The organism is Streptomyces sp. NPDC054841 (genome assembly GCF_053611045.1).
In genome coordinates this window covers 33,448-55,781 of sequence record NZ_JBSGZO010000006.1, presented here as the reverse complement: position 1 = coordinate 55,781, position 22,334 = coordinate 33,448, and the positions used below count along the sequence as shown (strand labels likewise).

Below are 22,334 nucleotides of genomic sequence, written 5' to 3'. Positions count from 1 at the left end.
CATCTCCCCAGCCCATTCCCCCTGCATGCCTACAAGACTGGCCCCGACTCCACCGAGCCGGGGCCAGAACCCGAGATTTTCAGCAATCTTCTAGGCCTGTCGGTCGATCGGGCGGGACAGGACCTACGGGCGTACACCCGGTCCTGGCGCGGACGCGCTCAGCCCGCCGCGACCGTCAAAGGCGCAAAGCGGCGGGTCCAGTCGCCCGGGAGGACGGGGGTGCCGTGGGTCATGACGGCGTTGAAGGCGATCGGGCTCAGGCCGTTCGCCTTCACCCACGTGAGGAGTTCCTCGTGGCGTACGTCGATGTCGGTGCGCAGGGGGCGGTCCGTCGCGTTGGCCAAAGAGACGATCAGGGACTTCGCCGTGTCCGTGTCGCGGGCGATGAGGGGGCCGATGACATGGGTCTCCATGTTGGGCCAGGCGGCCGCGTAGCCCGTGAGGACACCGTCGGCCTCCGCGACCCTCAGCTGGTCGGCGAATGCCGGGAGACGCGTGATCATGTGCGTGCGGTCCTGGCCGAAGACGTCGGCGTCGAGGCGGAGGATCGCCGGCAGGTCTTCCGCGGTTGCCGGGCGGGTCATGGCCCGAGGAGCAGGGCCGGAGAGGCGGAAGTGGCCGCGAACCATCTCGGCGCGACCGACGAGGGTGAAGCCCAGCTCTTCGTACAGCGGCTGTCCGTTCGGCGTGGCATGCAGGGTGAGCGGGGTCTCCCCGGCCTCGGCCAGCACATGCCGCATGAGACGCCGCCCGATTCCACGCCGGGCATACCGCTCGGCCACGAGGACCATCCCGATGGCGGCGAGCCCCTGGCCGTTGGCCGGACCCGAACCATGGACAGGGTCCGTGCCAGGCACAGAGCCCGGACCGTACGAGGTCACCACGCACGCGCTGACGAGGCCCTTGCCCGAGGGGTCGTCGATGCCGTACCCCGCTCCTGCCGCGAGCAGCAGGCCCCATTTGTGCTCCTCGCGCGGCCAGCCGCGGTCCTCCGAGAGATCGGCGCAGGAAAACAGGTCTGCCGGGGTCAGACGCCGGATGGCGAACTCGCTGAACGGTGTTGACATGAAGGTCAGGCTGTCGGACGCAGAGATCGCCCGTCCAGCGCTTTACCGGAACTGGGCGAGACCCGGAGGCGGCGTCCGCGCCGCGTCATTCCCCAGGGCTTGAGGACCGAGATCGCGGTCATGAAGAGGTATGCGGAGAGGGAGACGGTCGGGGCGGCCAGCAGACCGGACGGGTCCGCCACGGGGAGGCCTGCCGCAGCCTCCTGTGCCGCGTCGTTCACACCTGGCCGGAGCGAGAACGCCGTCAGTGCGGTCGTGAGCAGCGTCAGCCAGAACTTTGTCCAGACCCAGCGGTAGCGGGCCAGACCCCAGGGTGTGCCGAGCGAGAGCACCAGGCCGCTGCCGAAGGTGAGCAGGGCGACGGGGATCATCAGCCAGTTCGCGAAGACGGCCATGGAGCGGTACGAAGCTTCGGCGACGGCGGGGGATCCGGAGGCGATCGCGGAGACACTCAGTCCGAGCAGCCCGAGGGAGAGCCCGAGCCAGCCCGCGGACGCGGAGACATGGATGACGAGGACGGCCCGGCGAGCGGGGCGCTTCAGTGGTTTCACGTGAAACACCGTCCCGGGGAGACGGCCTCTTCCGCGTCTGACGGCGGGAGTAACCGGGCGTACTAGCCTCGGCGTACATGGCGAGACTGCACCTCTTCGACCTCGACGGAACGCTGATCCGCGGCTCGGCGGCCGCCGTGGAGATCTCGCGCCGACTTGGGCTCTCCCAGGAGATTGCCGAGCTGGAGCGTGACTTCGTACTGCGCGGACTACCGCCGGACGAGTTCGCTGTACAAGCCCGGGAACTCTGGGCCGCACTCACTCCGGAGCAGCTAACCGCGGCATTCGACAAGGCCCCCTGGATGGAGGGAATCCGTGAGGTGTGGGGCGATATACGGACGCGTGGGGAGTACTGCGCCGTGATCTCCCTCTCGCCCGATTTCTTCGTCGAGAGATTGCTGGCATGGGGTGCGCACGCCACCCATGGTTCACGTTGGCCGTCGGTTCCGTTCAGCGAGCCGGTCGACCGGTCCGGCATTCTTGATGCGGCGGCCAAGGTGAAGATCGCGAACCAGCTCTGTGCAGAGTTCGAGCTTGAGCTGGACGACTGCGTTGCCTACGGTGATTCGATGTCCGACGCGCAGATCTTCGCCGCGGTGCCCGTTGCGGTGGCGGTGAATGCGGACCATCATCTGTCCGGGCTCTCCACACACGCCTATACGGGGAGCGATCTGCGGGAGGCCTACGAACTGGTGCGATTCCTTCGATAGTTCGGGTGTGGGGCATGCCATGCCCTGCAGGCCCGATACCTGGCCGCGCTTACGGACATGGGGGCGATGCAGCCTAACGGGAAAACGGGTACGGATACCCGGACTTTCCGCTGTTTGTCCGATGCGGAGGGGCCACCTGGCATGCTGCGACGACGAGTGCTGCGGGCATTGACGCAATCCGGTCCCGCTCGTCCTGATTCTCGAAATCGCGAAGGCTAATGTGGGCGGGCAGGAGTCCTGAGGCAGAGCGGGGAATTGAGGGCACGTTCCGGACCATCGGAAGTGCGCAGACCGACCGAGAGATGTTCGAGGCGAGGCACATAATGGACGCTCCGACCACCACGTCGGCCGACAACGGCACCTCCGGCGAGAACGGTGCGAACAGCGGGGGAGGCTGGTTCACCCCTCGTAAGCGGTCTGCCGCCGGCCGGCCGGCTCCCGGGGCGGACGAAGGCCCCACGGCTGCGCCGGGCGAAGCAGGCGAGGGGCGAATAGCGACCCCGAGTCGGCCCGTCTCCTCCATACGCCCGGTCGGCACCGGGGCGGACCGGGCCTCCGGGACGACGGCCCGCGGGTCCACGGCCCCCCCGGCGCGGACCGCGCCCGAGGCCCCTGGGGCCGCCGCGCCCCAGGCCGTACCCCAGGAGGTGCCGCAGGCGGTGCCCCAGGGCGCGTCCGAGTACCGTGCCCCTGAGCCGCACGCCCCGCACCACGGCTCCGCCCCTGGCGCCGAGGCGGCTGAGCCCGCCCCCGATCCGCTCTCCGGCGTCCGCGACGACAACGCCTCGCCCGACGCGATCCTCATCCGGCGGACCATGGCGGAGATCGCGCCCGTCGCCGACAAGGTCACCTCGTACTTCTACGCCCTGCTGTTCGTCCGCCACCCCGACCTGCGGTCCCTCTTCCCCGCCGCGATGGACACCCAGCGGGACCGTCTCCTCAAGGCGCTGCTCACCGCCGCCGAGCACATGGACAACACCGCCGTACTCGTCGACTACCTCCAGCATCTGGGACGGGGCCACCGCAAATACGGCACCCAGCCCGCGCACTACCCGGCCGTAGGCGAGGCCCTCATCGGCGCGCTGACCCGTTACGCCACCACGACCTGGGACGACGAGACCGAGGCCGCCTGGGTCCGTACGTACACGACGATCTCCCAGGTCATGATCGACGCGGCGGCGGCGAACGAGCGGCTCGCGCCCGCCTGGTGGCACGCCGAGGTGGTCTCGCACGATCTCAGAACCCCTGACATCGCGGTCATCACCGTCCGACCGGACCAGCCCTACCCCTTCCTGGCCGGTCAGTACACGAGCCTGGAGACCCCGTGGTGGCCGCGGATCTGGCGCCACTACTCCTTCGCGGGCGCGCCGCGTTCCGACGGGCTGCTGTCGTTCCATGTGAAGGCCGTCCCGGCGGGCTGGGTATCCAACGCGCTGGTCCACCACGCCCGCCCCGGCGACGTGTTCCGGCTCGGTCCGCCCGCGGGTTCGATGACCGTCGATCACACCACCAACAACGGTCTGCTGTGTCTGGGCGGCGGCACCGGGATCGCCCCGATCAAGGCGCTGGTCGAAGATGTCGCCGAGCACGGCGAGCGCCGTCCGGTGGAGGTGTTCTACGGGGCGCGCAGCGGCCACGACCTCTATGACATCGACACGATGCTGCGGCTCCAGCAGAGCCATCCGTGGCTCCAGGTGCGGCCGGTTGTCGACGGCAAGGCACAGCTGCCCGACGCCGTACGCGAGTACGGTCCGTGGAACGAGTACGACGCGTATCTCTCCGGCCCGGTCGGGATGATCCGCAGCGGCGTGGACGCGCTCAGGAACGTCGGTATCCCGTTCGAGCGCATCCGCCACGACTCTCTTGAGGAGCTCGTCGCCGCGGCGGACTGAGCCACACCGCATGGGACCGGACCGCGCCGTACCGCACCGCGCCGGACCGGGCTCAGCAGCGGCCGAGCTGCAGGGGATCAGCCCAGGTCAGGCGCGTGCATGGCACGCACGCCCTCGATATTGCCGTCGAGATAGTGCCGCAGCGAGAGCGGTACGAGGTGGACCGCGGCGATCCCGACGCGGCTGAAGGGCACACGGACGATCTCGTACTCGCCGCACGGCTCGTCCACCTCGGGGCCATGACGCAGCGATTCGTCCATCGACGCGAGCCGGCAGACGAAGAAGTGCTGGACCTTCACGCCCGAGACTCCGCCGTCCACGATGTGCTCGACGGTGTCGACGAAGCAGGGCACCACGTCGGTGATCTTGGCGCCGAGCTCCTCGTCGACCTCGCGGTGCAGGGCGTCGACGACGGTCGCGTCCTCCGGTTCGACCCCGCCGCCGGGGGTGAGCCAGTACGGATCGACGCCGGGCTTGGTGCGCTTGATGAGGATGAGGTCATCACCGTCGAGCAGGATGGCGCGTGCGGTGCGCTTGACCACTGGCCTCGGGGGCAGGGGGGTCGTCCCCGCAAGGGAATTGCTGCCGGTCATGGCAAGAGAGTGGCCCACGCCACCCGTTCTGAAACTCCCGTCCTCCCTGCCGTTCGCCTGTCGTCGCCCGCCGTCACCAGTCGATCGCGGCACGCAGCAGTGCTTCGTGCGCACGCGCGATGTGCGGGAGTGCGAGTGTTCCGGTGCGGACGACGAGGAAGTAGGTGCGCAGTGGGGGGACAGGAGGGTCGAGCAGAGCCATCAGACGCCCGCTCTCCAGGGCGTCGGCGCACAAATAGCGTGGCAGGACGGCAAGCCCGGCGCCCGAGGCGGCGGACTCCAGGACCGCCCGCAGATCGGGCGCGATGACGGTGCCTGCGGCGGACGGCCGGCTGTCGAACACAGCGGCCCAGTAGCGCGCGACGAACGGCAGGGACTCATGCACCTCCACCACGGGCAGCTGCTCCAGCACGACAGCGCCCTTGCGCAGCAGCACACCGGGACCCAGCCGTGCCGCCCAGCGCGGTGAGGCGACCAGGACATGCTCCTCGTCGCAGAGGGGAGTCGAGGTGAGCAGCCCGCCGCGCGGGCGTGCCGTCGCGATGGCCAGATCGTGATGCCCGGCGGCCAGTCCCTCCAGAGCCTCGTCGGCGTTGGCCACGAAGGACGTGCGCAGCGCGAGGCCCTGTGAGATCAGCGGGGTGAGCGCGGGAAGGGCGCGTACGGAGGCGAACTCGGGCGGGCCGGCGAGATGGAGCGTCCGGACCCCCGACTCCTCGTCCAGTCCGGCCTCGGCGATCTCGACGAGGGCGTCGAGATGCGGGGCGGCCCGGTGGGCGAGCTCGTCGCCGACGGTCGTGGGCGTGACTCCACGCGCCTGACGCAGGAAGAGCGGGCGTCCCAGCTGCCGCTCCAGGGTCCGTATCTGGCTGGTCACCGCGGGCTGGGAGAGCCCGAGCAGCGCGGCGGCGCGGGTGAACGAGCCGGCCCGGTGCACCGTGATGAATGTGCGCAACAGGGCCAGGTCCATCGTCCAACTATAAATAAGTCGATAGGTCTCTGTCGCTAGCGTGATTGGACACTGACGCAGAGTCAACTAGCCTTGTTCGAGCGGTTCTTCGCGCGTGGAACAGCGCCGGCAGCCGCGTCGGTATCTGCGCAGGCGACCGCGTCGGCAACCGCGCGTGGAACCGGGACGGTCCGAGCCATGAGGGGGGAGGCTCGGACCGTCCGTCTCTCTTTCCCAGCCGTCTTCACCGCTGTCGGGCGGCCTCAGCCCGCGGCCGCGTCCAGGGCGCGGAGCACATCCGCCACGAGATCGTCCGGATCCTCCGCGCCCGCCGAGAAGCGGATGAAACCCTCCGCCACGGCGTCGCCGCCCCAGCGGCCACGGCGCTCGGCGCTGGAGCGGACGCTGCCGAAGCTCGTCGCGTCGTCGACGAGGCGCAGCTGCGCCAGGAAGCGCTCCGCGTGCGCGCGGTCCGGAAGCTCGATTCCGCGCCCAGCTCCAACGGGCGCTGGCCGAGCGGGGTCGCGAGCGTGTTGTCGACCGCGACCAGTGCGCCCCCCGCGTGCGCCGCGTCCGTGAGCCGGCGTACGTCACACACATCGAGCCCGGGGTTGGACGGTGTCTCGATCCACAGCAGCTTCGCCCCGTCGAGCACGGCGAGCTGTGCATCGTCCCTCGTCGGCGCGGTGCGCACCTCGACGCCGTACGCCTCGAGCTGCTCGCGCACCAGCGGCAGGGCCTGGTAGCCGTCGTCCGGGAGGACGACCACGTCGCCCGCCCGTACCTGGGACAGCAGCACCGCCGAGACCGCGGCCATCCCGGAGGCGAAGACGACCGTCTCGACGCCGGACTCCCCCGGCGCCTCCAGCTCGCCGATGGCCTGCTCCAGCAGCGTCCAGGTGGGGTTGGAGTCGCGCCCGTAGACGTACGGGCCCGTCGGCTCACCGGGCAGGTGGTAGTGCGCCGCGAAGACCGGCCCCGGCAGCGTCGGTTCGTACTTCCGGGCTTCCGGCAGCCCGGCCCGTACGGCCCTCGTTCCGTCGCCCACGTCGGGCCGGTCGCTCATGTCCGGCTCGTCACTCATGCTCGGCTCGTCACTCATGCCGCTCGCTCCTCAACAGCCTGCCGTACCGCGGCGAGCAGCCCCTCGCTCGCCGCCTCCACCATCTCCAGGCACTCCTCGAAGCCGTCCATGCCGCCGTAGTACGGATCGGGGACATCGAGTTCGCCCCGGGCGGCAGGATCGTAGGAGCGCAGCAGCCGCACCTTCGCGGCGTCCGCGTCCGTCGGGGCGAGCCGCCGCAGCTCGTGCAGATGTCCCTCGTCCAGGGCGATCACCAGGTCGAGCCGGGCGAACCAGGAGGCGCGGAACTGCCGCGCGACATGGCCGGACCCGTAGCCGTTCGCCCGCAGGACGGCGACGGTGCGGTGGTCGGCGCCGTGGCCCTCGTGCCAGCCTCCCGTGCCGGCGCTGTCCACCGCGACGAGGTCGCCGAGCCCGGCCTCCTCGACGCGGGCGCGGAAGACGGACTCGGCCATCGGCGATCTGCAGATGTTGCCGGTACAGACGAAACAGACGGAGAAGGACATCAGGTGCTCAGCCCTTGTCGTCGGGGAGTACGACGTTGAGCGCCCACGACACGACCGAGATGATCAGGCCGCCCAGCACGGCGGTCCAGAAGCCCTCGACGTGGAAGTCCAGCCCCAGTTTGTCGGCGAGCCAGGAGGTCAGCAGCAGCATCAGGGCGTTGACCACCAGCGTGATCAGCCCGAGCGTGAGGATGAAGAGTGGCAGCGTCAGCAGCTTCACGACGGGCTTCACAAGGAAGTTGACCAGGCCGAAGAGGAGCGCGACCACGACCAGCGTCAGCGCCTTCTTCCCGGTGCTGTCACCGGTGAGCGTGATGTCCTGGACCAGCCAGATCGCCACGAGCAGGGCCCCGGCGTTCGCGATCGTCTTGACTACGAAATTCATCATGTGTCTGATCGTGGCAGACACGATCGGACCAACGGCAGGGGCGGACGGACATGAAGGCATTCCGACTGGACGAGCTGGAGGCGGAGCGCGCCGCCAATGACGGTGCGTATCTGCAGTTCCTGCGCGAACCGAACATGTCGGTCGGACTGTACGCACTGGACGCCGGCGAGCTCGACCCGCAGCAGCCCCACGGTCAGGACGAGGTCTACTTCGTCGTCAGCGGCCGGGCCTCGATCACCGTCGGCATGGAAACGACGCAGGTGGGGCGGGGCAGCGTCGTCTACGTCCCCGCCGGAGTGGCCCACAAGTTCCACCACATCACGGAGGACCTGCGGGTTCTGGTCGTCTTCTCTCCGCCCGAGAGCTGACCGGTAACCCCCGGTTTCCCTAGGGGACGGCTCAGGGGACTTCAAGGGCTGCCGGGGCCCCGGAGACTGCTCTCGCACCTCTAGCATCGAAGCCAGGACAACTCAGAGAAGCGAGGTAAGGACGATGGCGGTGCGGGAGATATTGACGGGGATGCCCTGGTGGGTGAAGTGGATCGCAATCCCCTTGATCGCCATTGTCGTCTTCGGCGGGATGATCGCGAGTTTCGTCGGCTTTCTGGTCTGGCTGCTCTTCAAGATCCTTCTCTTCGTGGCGATCGTCGGTGGACTGATCTACGTCGTACGGAAGTTCATGACGTCGTCCTCGTCCTCGAAGAGCGACTGGTAGCGGCTGGCAGCGGCTGGCAGCGACTGCCAGGCATACAGCGACTGCCAGGCATACAGCGACTGCCAGGGATACAAGCAGTACGAGAGTACGAAAGGTACGTACGCCTGTTAGCCCACCCGGGGGAATGGTGAAGGCTGTACCACGCGGCCGAACGGGGGCTGCCATTAGAGTGGCAAACCTCCGCCGTCCCCTGGGAATCCTGAGTCGACGATCACCGTGAACAGCGGATTGTGCGACTTTCTGCGTTGTTTCTGTAATTGATCTCAGGAACACCTCATGTCCTCAAGGAGCACGGCGGGCGCGCGGGGGCGGCCCCCGCGGGCGGGCGAGCCGCCCGTCACCATGCCTGGGGGTGACCTGTGGCCACGGCTACGGCTACCAGCTCTGCGCCTACGACGACCGCCGCGCCTACCCTGATCGGCTCGGTCCAGCGGGCGTTGAGACTCATGGAGGCCGTGGCCTCCCATACCGACGGAGCCCCTGCCAAACAGCTCGCGCGTGAGGCGGGGCTGCCGCTTCCCACCGCCTACCACCTGCTGCGGACCCTGACGCACGAGGGTTATCTGCGGCGCGAGAAGGGTGTGTTCGTCTTCGGTGAGGCGGCGGTGCGGCTGGCGTTCGGCGGGGCGATGCAGAATCGTCGCAGCAAGATCCAGGACGCTATGGCGCACTGGCGGGACACGATCGGCGTACCCATCTACTTCGCCGTCTACCGCGAGGGCGAGATCGAACTCGTCGCGGTCGCCGACACCCCCTACTCGCCCGCCGTCGATGAATCGGCCGACATCCGCGCGACGGGGCACGCGCATGCACTCGGCCAGTGCCTGCTGAGTCAGCTCGACGAACAGGCCCGCAAGGACCACCTCGATCGCCATCCGGTGGAGGCGATCACTCCCTATACGGTGCGTGATCGGCGGACTCTGCTGGAGCGGCTGGGCGGGATGGGCCGGATGCAACCCGTGGTCGAGCGACAGGAATATGCAGTCGGCACGGTCTGTGCGGCCATTCCGGTCACCGCCGGTTCCACTGCCGCTGCGATGGCGATTTCTCTTCCCCACCACCAGGCAGAAAGATTGCTGCCCGCAGTCGATCAACTACGCAGAGGCGTCGAAAGTCTGCTCAGCTCCACCACGTTCTCTATCAGTATCTGAAAAATCACTCCTTGTGATCTGCTAGTAGGTGCAGCACGATGGCGTCAAGAGGGCCTAGGGGGATCATTCCTGGCCGTCTTCACGACTGCTTCATCCACTGCGGGGTAACACGATGCGCGAGTCGGTTCAGGCCGAGGTACTGATGAGCTTTCTGGTGTCGGAGGAACTGTCCTTCCGGATTCCGGTGGAACTCCGGTACGAGACCAGAGACCCCTACGCGGTGCGAATGACCTTTCATCTGCCCGGCGACGCTCCCGTGACCTGGGCGTTCGGCCGGGAGTTGCTGCTCGACGGCATCAACCGGCCCAGCGGGGACGGCGATGTGCACATCGCGCCGACCGAGCCCGAGGGGCTCTCCGACGTGCGCATCCGGCTCCAGGTCGGCTGCGATCGTGCGCTGTTCCGGGCGAGCGTCGCGCCCTTGGTGGCGTTCCTCGACCGGACCGACAAGCTGGTCCCGCTGGGGCAGGAGCGCACGCTCGGTGACTTCGAGGACCACCTGGAGGCAGCCCTCGGGCGCATCCTCGCCGAGGAGAACGCCGGCTGAGGCGCGGGCCCCGCAGGGCGGCCACTACGCGCGCCGGCCATTCTGCGGTCCGGCACGTGGCGGCACCCGTCCCTGTTCTGTCCTCCTGCTACTTCGCGCGCCTGCGGCGGCCCTTGCTGCGTACCGCGCCGGTCATCGCGCGCGTCACGGTGCCCCCCGGCCGGTCGGCGGAAACGACCAGAGCCGCCAGCGCCGTGGTCACCGGAACAGAGGCGACCAGGCCGATCGAACCGATCAGCGTCCGTACGATCTCCTCCGCCACCAGCTCGCTGGTGGCCACCGTCCCCACACTCGACTCCGCGATCGAGAACAGCAGGAGCAGGGGCAACGACGCGCCCGCATAGGCGAGTACGAGCGTATTGACGACCGAGGCGATGTGGTCACGGCCGATCCGGATGCCTGCCTTGTACAGACCGCGCGGGCCCATTGCCGGATCCGCCTGGTGCAGTTCCCAGACCGCCGAGGTCTGAGTCACCGTCACGTCGTCGAGCACGCCGAGCGAGCCGATGATGACGCCCGCCAGCAGCAGACCCGACATGTCGATGTTCGGAAACAGTCCGTGGATCAGTCCCGTGTTGTCGTCGGTGTTGCCGGACAGGGATGCCCAGCCGATGAAGACCGAGCCGAGCAGCCCGATCACCAGCAATGAGACGAGCGTGCCGAGCACCGCGACCGAGGTGCGGGCGTTCAGGCCATGGCACATGTAGAGCGCCAGCAGCATGATCGCGCTCGCCCCCACCACGGCCACGATCAGCGGATTCGAACCCTGCAGAATCGCCGGCAGGATGAACAGGGTCAGTACGGCGAAGCTCAGCGCGAGCGCGATCAGCGCCATCACGCCGCGCATCCGCCCGACCAGGACGACCACGAGCGCGAAGATCCCGGCGAGCAGCGCCATCGGGAAGTCTCGGTTCACGTCGCTCACCGAGTACTGCAGATCGCGCGGGGCGTCGGGGGCGTACGCCACCACCACGCCCTGGCCCTCCTTCAGCTGGCGCGGAGCGTCCGGCTGAACGATCTCGACAAACGTACGGCCCTTGTCCTTACCGGTCGTGATCTCGACGGTCGCTTTCTTGCACATCCCCTGCTGGGAGTTGACCGCTTCGCGCCCCTCAGGGGTGGAGGTGTCCCCGGTCGGCGGCACTTGTCCCGCGTTGACGTCCTTGCAGTCGACCTGCTCGACCCTGACCACCCGCGCCTCTTCGGTCTGGCGGTCGAAGCCGACGCCGGTGCGCGCGTGACCTGGTGCGCCGCCCGGCCAGAGGACGACGAGACCTACCACCACCGCGGTGGCGAAAGGAATCAGCACCGCGGCGATGACTCGTCGCAAATGCCGTGAAACAGGCGCAACGGGCCCGTGGCTGTGTGTATGGGCGTGGGCGTGTCCAGCCGTCCGGCCGTCCGCGTGGCCATCCGGTTCGGACGTCTGCTGGGAGGAAGTCACCGACCGATCATCGCAAGAACGGAAGGGGCCCACTGTTCAGCACGCCAGACTGCGCGCTAGCGTGGTGGCACCTTTGCACACGCGGGAGCTCGGAGCACCGGGCTGAGAGGGCGCTGACCTCCGTACATCCGTACGGGACAGCTGCGCCGACCGCCGAACCTGTTACCGGGTAATGCCGGCGTAGGGAGTAGGTCTCATGACCACATCGGACACGCGCACGCCTGCCTCCAGCACGGACAGCACGACGGAGGCCGGGAAGTCCATCGGCTGGCACAAGGGATACGTCGAGGGCTCACGCCCCGACATCCGGGTGCCGGTCCGCCAGGTGCACCTCACCAACGGCAAGGACGTGACCCTGTACGACACGTCCGGCCCGTACACCGACCCGAACGTCGAGACGGATGTCCGCCGGGGGCTGCCGCCCCTGCGGGACAACTGGATCATCGGCCGCGGCGACACCGAGGAGTACGCGGGCCGTCCGATCCGCCCCGAGGACGACGGGATCAAGCACACCTCGCCGCGCGGCGGGCTCCGCAACCTCGACGCGGTCTTCCCCGGCCGGCCGCGCCAGCCCCGCCGGGGCCGTGGCGGACAGGCGGTGACGCAGCTCGCGTACGCCCGCCGTGGCGAGATCACGCCGGAGATGGAGTACGTGGCGATCCGGGAGAACGTCTCTCCCGAGGTCGTCCGCGAGGAGATCGCCGCGGGGCGCGCGGTCCTGCCGGCGAACGTCAACCACCCGGAGATCGAGCCGATGATCATCGGCAAGCGGTTCCTGGTGAAGGTCAACGCCAACATCGGCAACTCCGCCGTGACCTCCTCCATCGAGGAGGAGGTGGAGAAGATGACCTGGGCGACCCGCTGGGGAGCGGACACGGTCATGGACCTCTCCACCGGCCGCAACATCCACACCACCCGCGAGTGGGTGCTCCGCAACTCCCCCGTGCCGATCGGCACCGTCCCTCTCTACCAGGCACTGGAGAAGGTTGACGGCCGCGCCGAAGAGCTGACCTGGGAGATCTACAAGGACACCGTCATCGAGCAGGCCGAACAGGGCGTCGACTACATGACGGTCCATGCGGGTGTGCTGCTGCGGTACGTACCGCTCACGGCCCGCCGCAAGACCGGCATCGTCTCGCGCGGCGGCTCGATCATGGCGGCGTGGTGCCTGGCGCACCACAAGGAGTCGTTCCTGTACGAGAACTTCGAGGAGCTCTGCGAGATCCTCGCCGCGTACGACGTGACGTACTCGCTGGGCGACGGCCTGCGACCCGGGTCGATCGCGGACGCCAACGACGAGGCGCAGTTCGCCGAGTTGAAGACCCTCGGGGAACTCAACACGATCGCCAAGCGTCACAACGTACAGACGATGATCGAGGGCCCGGGACATGTCCCGATGCACAAGATCAAGGAGAACATCGACCTTCAGCAGGAGATCTGCGAAGAGGCGCCCTTCTACACCCTGGGGCCCCTGACGACTGATGTGGCGCCCGCGTACGACCACATCACTTCCGGCATCGGTGCCGCGATGATCGCCTGGTGGGGCACGGCGATGCTCTGCTACGTCACGCCCAAGGAGCACCTGGGCCTGCCGAACCGGGATGACGTCAAGACCGGCGTCATCACTTACAAGATCGCGGCTCATGCCGCGGATCTCGCCAAGGGGCACCCGGGCGCGCAGGAGTGGGACGACGCCCTCTCCGACGCGCGCTTCGAGTTCCGCTGGGAGGACCAGTTCAACCTGGCCCTGGACCCGGACACGGCACGGGAGTTCCACGACGAGACGCTGCCCGCCGAGCCGGCGAAGACCGCGCATTTCTGTTCGATGTGCGGTCCGAAGTTCTGCTCGATGAAGATCTCCCAGGACATCCGGCGCGAGCACGGCGGCGACCTGAAGCCGGACGAGATCGAGGCGGGCATGGCGGAGAAGTCCGCCGAGTTCGCCGCGGCCGGCAACCGCGTGTATCTCCCGCTGGCCGACTGATCCGGTCCGTCCGACCAAGTGGACTGGACCCGTCTTTGAGAACCGGGCCAAGCCCTGTCCGGACCGGACAGGGCCTGGCCGGGGACCCCCGCGGCAGCGCCCGGGTGTCCGTGTGCGTGTGCGGATGTGTCAGGCAGAGGGGAGCTTCGCGGCGAGGACGTCCACCGGGCGGATGTCCGGAGCTTCCGTGAGGAGCGGGGTCGCGTCGATGAGGGCGGCAGCGATCTTGCCTTCGAGGTGGGCGCGGCGGGCCTCGTCGCTGCCGAAGGCGTCGAAGACACCGAACGAGGTGGGGCCCAGACGCAGGGCGAACCAGACCGTGGTGCCGGTCTCCTGTTCGGCGAGGGCGACCGCGCCGGTGAGCAGGTCCTGGATCTCCTTGGCGTGCTCCGGCTTGGCCTCGATACGGGCGAGCAGGCCGAGGCGGGTGGTGTCGTTGGTCATCGGGATCTCCGTCGATCGTCGGTCATCGGTGGTGTGGTCTGTGGTCGGGTTCCGGCCGGTGTGATCAACGTATGAGGCCACCGTAACCCCCTCCCAGTGGCGGATCCGACACGTCCTTTACCGTTTCCGACATGAAGATCTCGGTGCTGGTCTTTGACGGAGTCTTCGACTCCGGGCTCGCCTCGGTGCTCGATGTCCTCCAGACGGCCAATGAACTGCGCGACGAACTGACCGAGCCGCCCCCACCCTGGCAGGTGACGTGCGTCGGCCCGGGGGGACCGGTTCGTACGGCCGCCGGGCACCTGGTGGAGGCGGCCACGCCCGCGGCGGCGGGATCGCCGGATGTGATGGTCGTGCCGGGTGTCGGGTTCAAGCGGCCGGGGCCGCTCACGGAGTGGGTGAGCGGGCCCGGGCAGCAGCCTGTGCGCGACGAGGTGCGGCAGGCGCGCGCCGACAGGCTCCGCCTGGCGGCCGCGTGTACGGGGACGTGGATGCTCGCCGAGAGCGGGGTCCTGGACGGACTGCCTGCCACCACGAGCTGGTGGCTGGCGCCTCCCTTCCGGCAGCGCTACCCCCGCGTGGCCCTGGACGAGACCCACATGGTCACCCACGCGGAAGGTGTCACGACGGCCGGCGCCGCCATGGCCCACCTCGACCTCGCGCTCTGCCTCGTGCGCGAGAGCAGTCCGGCCCTCGCCGACCTCACCGCCCGCTACCTCGTGGTCGACAGCCGTCCCACGCAGGCGAGCTACGCCATCCCCGGCCATCTCGCCCGTACGGACCCGACGGTCAGCGCGTACGAACGCTGGGTGCGCGAGCACATCGACCGTCCCCTGCGCATCGCGGACGCGGCCCGGGCGGTCGGTGCGAGCGAGCGCACCCTGCAGCGGGCGCTGGACCGGGTGCTGGGCATTTCGCCGTTGCGGTTCGCCCAGCAGATCCGGCTCGAACAGGCGACGCATCTGCTGCGCACCACGGGTCTGCCGACCGATGTGGTGGCGCGCCGAGTGGGCTATGAGAACGCCGCGACACTCACCTCGCTCCTGCGCGAACGGCTGGGTACCACCCCCGGGCAGCTGCGCAGCCGGGCGGTCCACTGACCGGGACTGCGCGGTTGCTGCCCGGGGGCTACTCGGGCTGATGCTCCGGAGGGCCGAAGTCCGGGCTCGTGAAGTCCGGGCTCGTGAACGTCGGCCGGGAGCCGGCCGACGAGCCCTCGCTCGGGCTGGAGAAGTCGGGTCCGCTGTAACCGACCTTGGGGATCCGGTTCACGTTGCGCGGTGGTGCGGGCGACGCGGGATCGGCACTGGGATCGGCCAGGGCCGCCCGCAGGAACGGAATGACGCCACGCTCCAGCAGCGCGTGCCGCCAGGCTTCCTTGGCACGTGCCACCTCGTCGGGCAGTTCGCCGCCCGCGTCCTCGGCGGGCAGCTGGGTGGCGCCATTGCGCAGTGCCGTGATCAGCAGGCCGATCGCGGCGGCGAGGAGCCCCGCGGCCGTGAGCGCCCCGAAGAACCAGCCCACCGTCAGCAGGGTCTCCGCGAAGGAGGGTTCAGGGCTGAGCATCTTCAGGACATAGCCCACGAACAGAAAGATCACCGCGGCGGTGCCGGCCAGGACCGGCGCGAGGACGGTGAGCACGGCGCCGAATCCGGCACCGGATTCGGCGGTGTCGCCGGCTGCGGGGCTCGGCTCCGAATGGCGTACGGACGCGCCGACGGGTGAGCGTCTCTCCTCGCGGACGTTCACGAAGTACTCGTACTCGGCGGCGGCCGAAGCGGTTATCAGTGCGATCGCGTTGAGCGCCATCGTACGCAGCTGTTCCGCGTTGAGCCGCTCCCCGACGGCAGTGAGATCCGGACGGTCGTGCGCGTTGCGCAGCGCGTCGTCGAGGATGCGCTCGTACTCGGCGCGATCCTCGGTCAGCAGGTGCGGAGCGCTGTTCATGTGCATCCCCCGATGCTCCGTAGGGCCGGTTTGCCCACGTGGGTGGGGCAGTTGGGCGGAAACGGAGGAGAGCCTGCTACGGATAAGCCGATGGTAGAGCGGTTAAGGCACGGGGTGACAGGGGGTTTCCGGAAATCGCCTGCCCCGGATTCGTTCAGTCATGCAGAGGAAGCTGGACGACCAGCAGCTTTCCGGCCATGGTCACTCCGCCGTCCATGGCGATGGCGAGTCCGTCCGCGTACACGTGCGGGCCCTCGACGACCGGGCCGGAGCTCTCCTCACCGTCCGCCGCATCCTCCGTGCCGACTACTCCCAGCAGATACGGAATCGGGCTGTGACCATGGACGATGCGGGTGCCGCCGTAGGCGTCGAGGAGTTCGCGCACGGCTTGCGGGCCGTCGTCGTCACGGAAGGCGAAGCGCTTGGTGAATTTGCGGAACAGGTCCCAGCATTCGTCGGCGTCGTTCCGGTTGAGGATCTCGTGGACGTTGTCGTTGACGTCCGTGATCGTGGTGCCGTACTCGAGGTAGGCGGTCGTGTCGGAGTGCATCAGCAGATGCCCGTCCTCCTCGACCACCGCGTCCAGCCGGGCCATCCACTGCAGATGGACGTCCTGGAGGCGGTCCATGTCGCTCTTCTGGCCGCCGTTGAGCAGCCAGGCCGCCTGGAAGGTGGCGGTTCCCGCGCCGGAGTTGACGGGGGTGTCGGCGAAGCGCCGGGCGCCGATGAGCAGCAGTTCGTGATTGCCCATCAGGGCCTTGCAGTAGCCGCCGGCCGCAGCGGCTTCCGCGGAGAGCCGCATGACGAGGTCGATGACGCCGATGCCGTCGGGGCCGCGGTCGGTGAAGTCGCCGAGGAACCACAGCCGGGCGTTCCCGGCGGACCAGTGGCCTTCGGCGTCGATGAGGCCCTGCTCGGCGAGGGCGGCCACGAGTTCGTCGAGATAGCCGTGGACGTCACCGACGACGTAGAGCGGACCGAGCCCATCGGATGCGGGCGCGGGCGCCTCGTCGGGGGTGACGGTCACCTGGACGGTGTCGCCGCGGTTGATCACCGGCAGGTCGCGCTCGGTGGGGGTGTAGCCCTCGGGCGGCTCGTCGTCCGGGAAGGCGTTGCCGGGGTGCGGGGGCACCTGGGCGTGGGCCTGTGGCTGCACCGGGGCCTGTGGCTGCATGGGGACCTGCGACTGCACGGGGACCTGTGCGTACGGGGGCACGCGGAAGTCACGCAACGTCGCCGTCCGCTCCACGGGTCCCTGACCGGCCCCCTGTGTCATCGACCCCTCCACCACCGTCGTGCCGCCCTGCACCATCGGACCGTCCTGGTCGGGGAGGTCCTCGGTGTCGTGCGCCCATCATAGGAATGCGGATCGTGCTGTGTGACGCACCAGGGGTGCTGAATCCGGGTACACCCCGGGTTCACTGGTTGTTTCGCCCCAATTGAGCTGGTCTAGTCCTGAGTCCTGCCTGACCTGGAGTCTCGTCCTGAGCCTTGGCCTGCGTCCAGTCCTGTGTCCAGTCCCGTGTCTACTCCTGCGTCTCGTCCTGGGAGGGTGACCGCGGAGGGCTGACGGTCGTCCGTGGCGAACGGCGTTGCGACGACGTACGGACGATGAGTTCGGTCGGTATCACCTGCTCGACCGGACGGCCGCCGTCGATTCCCTCGATGGCGTCGATGAGCAGCTGGACGACGGCGGTGCCGATCCGCCGCGGTTTGAGCGAGAGGGTGGTGATGGGCGGTTCGGTGTTGGCGTACACGGTGGACTCGCTGCAGCAGACCAGCAGCAGATCGTCGGGGACGCGCAGCCCGTACCGCCGGGCGGCGGCGAGCAGGTCGGTGCCGTTGGGGTCGAAGAGACCGTAGACGGCGTCGGGCCGGTCGGGCCGGGCGAGCAGCCGGTCGGCGGCGACGGCCCCGGCGCACGGGTCGTGCGCGGGGTACGCCTCGTAGACCGGATCCTGGCCGACGCGTTCGCACCAGTTCAGATACGCGGTGGTGGAGAGCCGGGTGTAGGTGTCGGTGGTGGTGCCGGTGAGCAGGCCGATCCGGCGGGCTCCGGCGGCGGCGAGGTGGTCGAGCAGTGCGAGGACGGCGGCTTCGTGGTCGTTGTCGACCCATGCGGTGACCGGGAGGGTGCCGGCGGGGCGTCCGTCGGAGACGACGGGGAGGCCCTGGCGGACCAGCTCGGTGACCACCGGGTCGTGGTCGGAGGGGTCGATGACGACGGTGCCGTCGAGGGCGACGTTCGACCAGACGTCATGGCGTGAGGTGGCGGGGAGGATGACGAGGGCGTAGCCGCGGGCGAGCGCGGCTGAGGTCGCGGCTCTCGCCATCTCCGCGAAGTACGCGAATTCTGTGAAGGTGAAAGGTTCATCCCCGTACGTCGTCACGGTCAGGCCGATGAGTCCCGACTTGCCGGTACGGAGCGTTCGGGCCGCGGCCGACGGGCGGTAGCCCAGCCGGTCGGCGACCTCGCGGACATGGCGGCGGGTGGCGTCCGGGAGCCGGCCCTTTCCGTTCAGTGCGTCTGAGACGGTCGTGATGGAGACACCGGCTGCGGCGGCTACGTCCCGGATGCCCGCCCGGCCTTGCCGGCTGCCCCGGCGTGATGTCTCCGTCCGGCTCACCTGGTGCTTCCCTGCTGCTGTCATGGCAGGCCGATAGTAGGGCGATGGCAGGCGGTTGGGCCGGTCGCATATGCAGTCATTGACAGGCACGTTTCTGCATGGTGTGGCATACCCAATTACCTTTGAAATCAAGGGAGTTGGTAGGCGTGACGCTGGTCTCGCCGCTGCCGACCCGTATAGGCCTGCCAAATGACCGATGTCTCGAAGAGGTCTCAACTCACCACTACGGGGGATGCGCGCCACGGAGCGAGCTACCGGCGCGCGCCAGGCGGGGAGCGCTCCCCCCTTCCCCGCGGTTGCCGTCCGCTTTCCTCGCGGTTCCCGTCCGCCCATTCGCAGGAGCGGGGAATCCTCATAAGGTGAGCAGTATTGGTGAGCGGTACTGATGTGTACGGCCTGAGGTCGACGGTCGAGGAGGACCTGCGGTGAGCGAGACGAGCCCCAAGCTGCGCGCCGAGCTGGACGGCATCCCCACATACAAGCCTGGCAAGCCCGCCGCGCCAGGCGGTCCGGTCGCGTTCAAGCTCTCCTCCAACGAGAACCCGTACCCGCCGCTGCCGGGCGTGATGGAGAGCACCATCGCCGCGGCCGGCGGCTTCAACCGGTACCCGGACATGGCCTGCACGGGCCTGATGAACGAGCTCGCCGACCGGTTCGGGGTTCCCGTCTCGCATCTGGCGACCGGCACCGGCTCGGTGGGCGTCGCCCAGCAGCTGCTGCAGGCCACATCGGGGCCGGGCGACGAGGTGATCTACGCGTGGCGGTCCTTCGAGGCGTATCCGATCATCACCCAGATCAGCGGGGCCACGTCGGTGCCGATTCCGCTGACCTCGGGCGATGTGCACGATCTGGACGCGATGGCGGACGCGGTCACCGACCGGACCCGGCTGATCTTCGTCTGCAACCCCAACAACCCCACCGGCACCGTGGTGCACCGGGCGGAGCTGGAACGGTTCCTCGACCGGGTCCCGTCCGATGTCCTGGTGGTGCTGGACGAGGCGTACCGCGAGTTCATCCGGGACGTCGACGTGCCCGACGGCATCGAGATCTACCGGGACCGGCCGAACGTCGCGGTGCTGCGTACCTTCTCGAAGGCGTACGGGCTGGCGGGGCTGCGGGTCGGTTTCGCGATCGCCCATGAGCCGGTGGCCGCCGCGCTGCGCAAGACGGCGGTGCCGTTCGGTGTCAGCCAGCTCGCCCAGGACGCCGCGGTCGCGTCGCTGCGTGCGGAGGACGAACTGCTCGGGCGGGTCGGCTCGTTGGTCGCCGAGCGGACGCGTGTGTACGACGGGCTGGTGAAGCAGGGCTGGACCGTGCCGCGGACACAGGCGAACTTCGTCTGGCTGCGGCTCGGCGAGCGCACGGTCGACTTCGCCATGGCGTGCGAGCGGGCCGGGGTCGTGGTGCGGCCGTTCGCCGGTGAGGGCGTGCGGGTCACGATCGGCGAGTGCGAGGCGAATGACGTGTTCCTGCAGACGGCGGAGGCGTTCCGCAAGGAGCTGTAGCCGGCCGGGCACCCGGGGTGTCCGGGCGTCTCTCCCCGGGGTGCGCCCTCCCCCGGGGACGCGCGGCTCAGTCCGTCACGTGCTCGACGCGTATCGGGTCGCCCGGCCGTACGGTCGCGAGCACGCGTGGATCGCCGTCGATCCGGCCGAGGATGTTGCACGGGCTCGCGAGGCGGGGCTTGTCGCCCTGAGAGATGGGCGTCGGTCCGTAGGGCAGTGCCAGAGCGTCGCCCTCGGTCCAGAACGCGACCGTGCCCGGGTCCACCACCTGGCGTGCGTCGGCCTCGAGGGCGGGGGAGACGGAGCCGGGTGCTCCGGGGGTCGTCCCCCGGGAGAACACAGTGAAATAGACCTCTTCGCCCCAGGTGTGGGCGGTGGAGGAGACCGGGAGAGCCCCCGCGAGCGCCTTGCTCGTGGGGGTTTCTTCGAGGGTCGCCGTGAGCTGTCCGGCGGGCCAGGAGATTCGGATCTTCATTCGGCAGATTCAACAATATGTTGAAGATGTCAGGAAGGGCGACTGCCGGGTAACCGGGCGAGTGGCCGATCGGTGGCCGACGGGGGGACCCCGGTCGATGGTGCGGATTTCGTATGAGCCATAATGCTTGTGAATGTGAACGCGTTCACAAGCACGTCCTGGCTATCCCGGAATGGGTGGGATTAACGGGGCAAACTGCCGTGACCGCGCCGATGTGACCACGCCGACGTAAGGAGAGACGACGTGGACCTAGCTCTGGCGCCAGAGACTTTGGCGCGCTGGCAGTTCGGCATCACCACCGTCTACCACTTCCTCTTCGTCCCTCTGACGATCTCGCTGGCCGCCCTGACGGCGGGACTGCAGACGGCATGGGTGCGTACGGAGAAGGAGAAGTACCTCAAGGCAACCAAGTTCTGGGGCAAGCTCTTTCTGATCAACATCGCGATGGGCGTGGTCACCGGCATCGTGCAGGAGTTCCAGTTCGGCATGAACTGGTCCGACTACTCGCGCTTCGTCGGCGATGTGTTCGGAGCTCCGCTCGCCTTCGAGGCGTTGATCGCCTTCTTCTTCGAGTCCACCTTCATCGGGCTGTGGATCTTCGGCTGGGACAAGCTCCCGAAGAAGATCCATCTCGCCTGCATCTGGATGGTCTCCATCGGCACGATCCTCTCCGCGTACTTCATCCTGGCGGCCAACTCCTGGATGCAGCACCCGGTCGGCTACCGGATCAACAAGGAGAACGGGCGGGCGGAGCTCACCGACTTCTGGCTCGTGCTGACCCAGAACACCGCCCTCACGCAGGTCTTCCACACCCTCTCCGCTGCCTTCCTCACGGGCGGCGCGTTCATGGTCGGCATCGCTGCCTTCCACCTCGCGCGCAAGAAGCACATCCCGGTGATGAAGAGCTCGCTGCGGCTGGGGCTGGTCACCGTCGTCATCGCCGGTCTGCTCACCGCGCTCAGCGGCGATTTCCTCGGCAAGGTCATGTTCAAGCAGCAGCCGATGAAGATGGCCGCGGCCGAGGCGCTCTGGGACGGCGAGGGTCCGGCACCCTTCTCCGTCTTCGCGTACGGCGATGTCGACAAGGGCCACAACAAGGTCGCGATAGAGATCCCCGGTCTGCTGTCCTTCCTGGCCAACGACGACTTCACCTCGTACGTGCCGGGGATCAACGACACCAACAAGGCCGAGCAGGAGAAGTACGGGCCAGGCGACTACCGGCCCAACATCCCCGTCACCTACTGGGGTTTCCGCTGGATGATCGGCTTCGGTATGGCCTCGTTCGCGATCGGCCTGGCCGGGCTCTGGCTGACCCGCAAGAAGTTCATGCTGCTGTCCGCGCTGCGGGTCGGTGAGGACGAAGTGCCGCATGTGGTGCTGTTCAAGAAGCCGCTCGGCCCGAAGCTCACCCGGCTCTACTGGCTGCTCGCCATCTGGACGCTCGGCTTCCCGCTGATCGCCAACTCCTGGGGCTGGATCTTCACCGAGATGGGGCGGCAGCCCTGGGTCGTGTACGGCGTGCTCCGCACCCGTGACGCGGTCTCCCCCGGCGTCTCCCAGGGTGAGGTGCTCACCTCGATGATCGTCTTCACAGCGCTCTACGCGGTGCTCGCCGTGATCGAGGTCAAGCTGCTGGTGAAGTACGTCAAGGCAGGGCCTCCCGAGCTCACCGAATCCGACCTCAATCCGCCCACCAAGATCGGCGGCGACGACCGTGACGCCGACCGGCCTATGGCCTTCTCCTACTGAGACCGAG

The 22,334-nt window shown here is 68.5% G+C and carries 22 protein-coding genes and 1 pseudogene; 10 read left to right on the top strand and 13 right to left on the bottom strand.

Annotated elements, in window-relative coordinates:
• Window positions 1-158: 158 nt before the first annotated feature.
• Both ACWGI8_RS02035 and ACWGI8_RS02030 read right to left on the bottom strand, forming a co-directional pair.
• Window positions 159-1,067 carry a GNAT family N-acetyltransferase gene (locus ACWGI8_RS02035; RefSeq protein ID WP_453657761.1) on the bottom strand — a complete coding sequence of 303 codons (909 nt, stop codon included), beginning with the start codon at window positions 1,065-1,067 and terminating at the stop codon, window positions 159-161.
• Window positions 1,068-1,072: 5 nt separating this feature from the next.
• Window positions 1,073-1,618, bottom strand: a complete 546-nt coding sequence (locus ACWGI8_RS02030) for a DUF2269 domain-containing protein (protein ID WP_453657759.1) — start codon at window positions 1,616-1,618, stop codon at window positions 1,073-1,075.
• Window positions 1,619-1,695: 77 nt separating this feature from the next.
• Between ACWGI8_RS02030 and ACWGI8_RS02025 the strand changes: the two genes are divergently transcribed.
• The gene (locus ACWGI8_RS02025) at window positions 1,696-2,328 is read left to right on the top strand and encodes an HAD family hydrolase (RefSeq protein ID WP_453657757.1); all 633 of its coding nucleotides are present in this window, start codon (window positions 1,696-1,698) and stop codon (window positions 2,326-2,328) included.
• A gap of 323 nt (window positions 2,329-2,651) precedes the next feature.
• Window positions 2,652-4,220 (top strand): globin domain-containing protein, encoded by a 1,569-nt coding sequence (locus ACWGI8_RS02020; protein WP_453657755.1) that lies wholly within the window; start codon window positions 2,652-2,654, stop codon window positions 4,218-4,220.
• A gap of 77 nt (window positions 4,221-4,297) precedes the next feature.
• On the opposite strand, the gene ACWGI8_RS02015 is transcribed toward ACWGI8_RS02020, so the two are convergent.
• The 5 genes and pseudogenes from ACWGI8_RS02015 to ACWGI8_RS01995 all read right to left on the bottom strand — a co-directional run bounded on the left by ACWGI8_RS02015 (window position 4,298) and on the right by ACWGI8_RS01995 (window position 7,740).
• Window positions 4,298-4,777, bottom strand: a complete 480-nt coding sequence (locus tag ACWGI8_RS02015; RefSeq protein ID WP_453657769.1) for an NUDIX domain-containing protein — start codon at window positions 4,775-4,777, stop codon at window positions 4,298-4,300.
• 109 nt (window positions 4,778-4,886) lie between these two features.
• Window positions 4,887-5,783 carry a LysR family transcriptional regulator gene (locus ACWGI8_RS02010; RefSeq protein ID WP_453657753.1) on the bottom strand — a complete coding sequence of 299 codons (897 nt, stop codon included), beginning with the start codon at window positions 5,781-5,783 and terminating at the stop codon, window positions 4,887-4,889.
• 242 nt (window positions 5,784-6,025) lie between these two features.
• Window positions 6,026-6,864, bottom strand: a pseudogene (locus ACWGI8_RS02005) (PLP-dependent transferase).
• Window positions 6,861-7,352, bottom strand: coding sequence for a low molecular weight protein-tyrosine-phosphatase (locus ACWGI8_RS02000; protein ID WP_453657751.1), 492 nt, complete (start codon window positions 7,350-7,352; stop codon window positions 6,861-6,863). Before ACWGI8_RS02000 ends, ACWGI8_RS02005 begins: the two are co-directional and overlap by 4 nt.
• A gap of 7 nt (window positions 7,353-7,359) precedes the next feature.
• Window positions 7,360-7,740, bottom strand: a complete 381-nt coding sequence (locus tag ACWGI8_RS01995; protein ID WP_453657749.1) for a phage holin family protein — start codon at window positions 7,738-7,740, stop codon at window positions 7,360-7,362.
• 50 nt (window positions 7,741-7,790) lie between these two features.
• On the opposite strand from ACWGI8_RS01995, the gene ACWGI8_RS01990 reads away from it, so the two are divergent.
• The 4 genes from ACWGI8_RS01990 to ACWGI8_RS01975 all read left to right on the top strand — a co-directional run bounded on the left by ACWGI8_RS01990 (window position 7,791) and on the right by ACWGI8_RS01975 (window position 10,152).
• Window positions 7,791-8,108 (top strand): cupin domain-containing protein, encoded by a 318-nt coding sequence (locus tag ACWGI8_RS01990; protein ID WP_453657747.1) that lies wholly within the window; start codon window positions 7,791-7,793, stop codon window positions 8,106-8,108.
• 130 nt (window positions 8,109-8,238) lie between these two features.
• The gene (locus ACWGI8_RS01985) at window positions 8,239-8,454 is read left to right on the top strand and encodes a DUF5326 family protein (RefSeq protein WP_453657745.1); all 216 of its coding nucleotides are present in this window, start codon (window positions 8,239-8,241) and stop codon (window positions 8,452-8,454) included.
• A 446-nt stretch (window positions 8,455-8,900) separates the two neighbouring features.
• Window positions 8,901-9,605, top strand: coding sequence for an IclR family transcriptional regulator (locus tag ACWGI8_RS01980; protein WP_453657743.1), 705 nt, complete (start codon window positions 8,901-8,903; stop codon window positions 9,603-9,605).
• A gap of 112 nt (window positions 9,606-9,717) precedes the next feature.
• The gene (locus tag ACWGI8_RS01975) at window positions 9,718-10,152 is read left to right on the top strand and encodes an SsgA family sporulation/cell division regulator (RefSeq protein WP_453657741.1); all 435 of its coding nucleotides are present in this window, start codon (window positions 9,718-9,720) and stop codon (window positions 10,150-10,152) included.
• An 88-nt stretch (window positions 10,153-10,240) separates the two neighbouring features.
• On the opposite strand, the gene ACWGI8_RS01970 is transcribed toward ACWGI8_RS01975, so the two are convergent.
• Complete coding sequence (locus tag ACWGI8_RS01970; protein ID WP_453657739.1) at window positions 10,241-11,596, bottom strand: YibE/F family protein; 1,356 nt, start codon at window positions 11,594-11,596, stop codon at window positions 10,241-10,243.
• Between the two features lie 196 nt (window positions 11,597-11,792).
• Between ACWGI8_RS01970 and thiC the strand changes: the two genes are divergently transcribed.
• On the top strand, window positions 11,793-13,580 hold the full coding sequence (gene thiC / locus ACWGI8_RS01965; protein ID WP_453657737.1) for a phosphomethylpyrimidine synthase ThiC: 1,788 nt from the start codon (window positions 11,793-11,795) through the stop codon (window positions 13,578-13,580).
• A 129-nt stretch (window positions 13,581-13,709) separates the two neighbouring features.
• On the opposite strand, the gene ACWGI8_RS01960 is transcribed toward thiC, so the two are convergent.
• Complete coding sequence (locus ACWGI8_RS01960; protein ID WP_453657735.1) at window positions 13,710-14,024, bottom strand: putative quinol monooxygenase; 315 nt, start codon at window positions 14,022-14,024, stop codon at window positions 13,710-13,712.
• A gap of 131 nt (window positions 14,025-14,155) precedes the next feature.
• On the opposite strand from ACWGI8_RS01960, the gene ACWGI8_RS01955 reads away from it, so the two are divergent.
• Window positions 14,156-15,124 (top strand): GlxA family transcriptional regulator, encoded by a 969-nt coding sequence (locus tag ACWGI8_RS01955; protein ID WP_453657733.1) that lies wholly within the window; start codon window positions 14,156-14,158, stop codon window positions 15,122-15,124.
• Between the two features lie 28 nt (window positions 15,125-15,152).
• Here ACWGI8_RS01955 and ACWGI8_RS01950 read toward each other — a convergent pair whose 3' ends face one another.
• The 3 genes from ACWGI8_RS01950 to ACWGI8_RS01940 all read right to left on the bottom strand — a co-directional run bounded on the left by ACWGI8_RS01950 (window position 15,153) and on the right by ACWGI8_RS01940 (window position 18,622).
• Entirely contained in the window at window positions 15,153-15,977 is an 825-nt protein-coding gene (locus tag ACWGI8_RS01950) for a hypothetical protein (protein ID WP_453657731.1), read from the bottom strand.
• Window positions 15,978-16,125: 148 nt separating this feature from the next.
• Window positions 16,126-17,262, bottom strand: coding sequence for a metallophosphoesterase (locus tag ACWGI8_RS01945; RefSeq protein ID WP_453657767.1), 1,137 nt, complete (start codon window positions 17,260-17,262; stop codon window positions 16,126-16,128).
• 235 nt (window positions 17,263-17,497) lie between these two features.
• On the bottom strand, window positions 17,498-18,622 hold the full coding sequence (locus tag ACWGI8_RS01940) for a LacI family DNA-binding transcriptional regulator (protein WP_453657729.1): 1,125 nt from the start codon (window positions 18,620-18,622) through the stop codon (window positions 17,498-17,500).
• Between the two features lie 401 nt (window positions 18,623-19,023).
• On the opposite strand from ACWGI8_RS01940, the gene hisC reads away from it, so the two are divergent.
• Window positions 19,024-20,103, top strand: a complete 1,080-nt coding sequence (hisC, locus tag ACWGI8_RS01935) for a histidinol-phosphate transaminase (protein WP_453657727.1) — start codon at window positions 19,024-19,026, stop codon at window positions 20,101-20,103.
• A gap of 67 nt (window positions 20,104-20,170) precedes the next feature.
• Here the strand turns inward: hisC and ACWGI8_RS01930 are convergent, their stop codons facing one another.
• Window positions 20,171-20,578: a cyclophilin-like family protein gene (locus ACWGI8_RS01930; protein WP_453657725.1), complete on the bottom strand. Its 408-nt coding sequence runs from the start codon at window positions 20,576-20,578 to the stop codon at window positions 20,171-20,173.
• A gap of 243 nt (window positions 20,579-20,821) precedes the next feature.
• On the opposite strand from ACWGI8_RS01930, the gene ACWGI8_RS01925 reads away from it, so the two are divergent.
• Complete coding sequence (locus ACWGI8_RS01925; RefSeq protein ID WP_453657723.1) at window positions 20,822-22,327, top strand: cytochrome ubiquinol oxidase subunit I; 1,506 nt, start codon at window positions 20,822-20,824, stop codon at window positions 22,325-22,327.
• The last annotated feature ends 7 nt before the right edge of the window (window positions 22,328-22,334 follow it).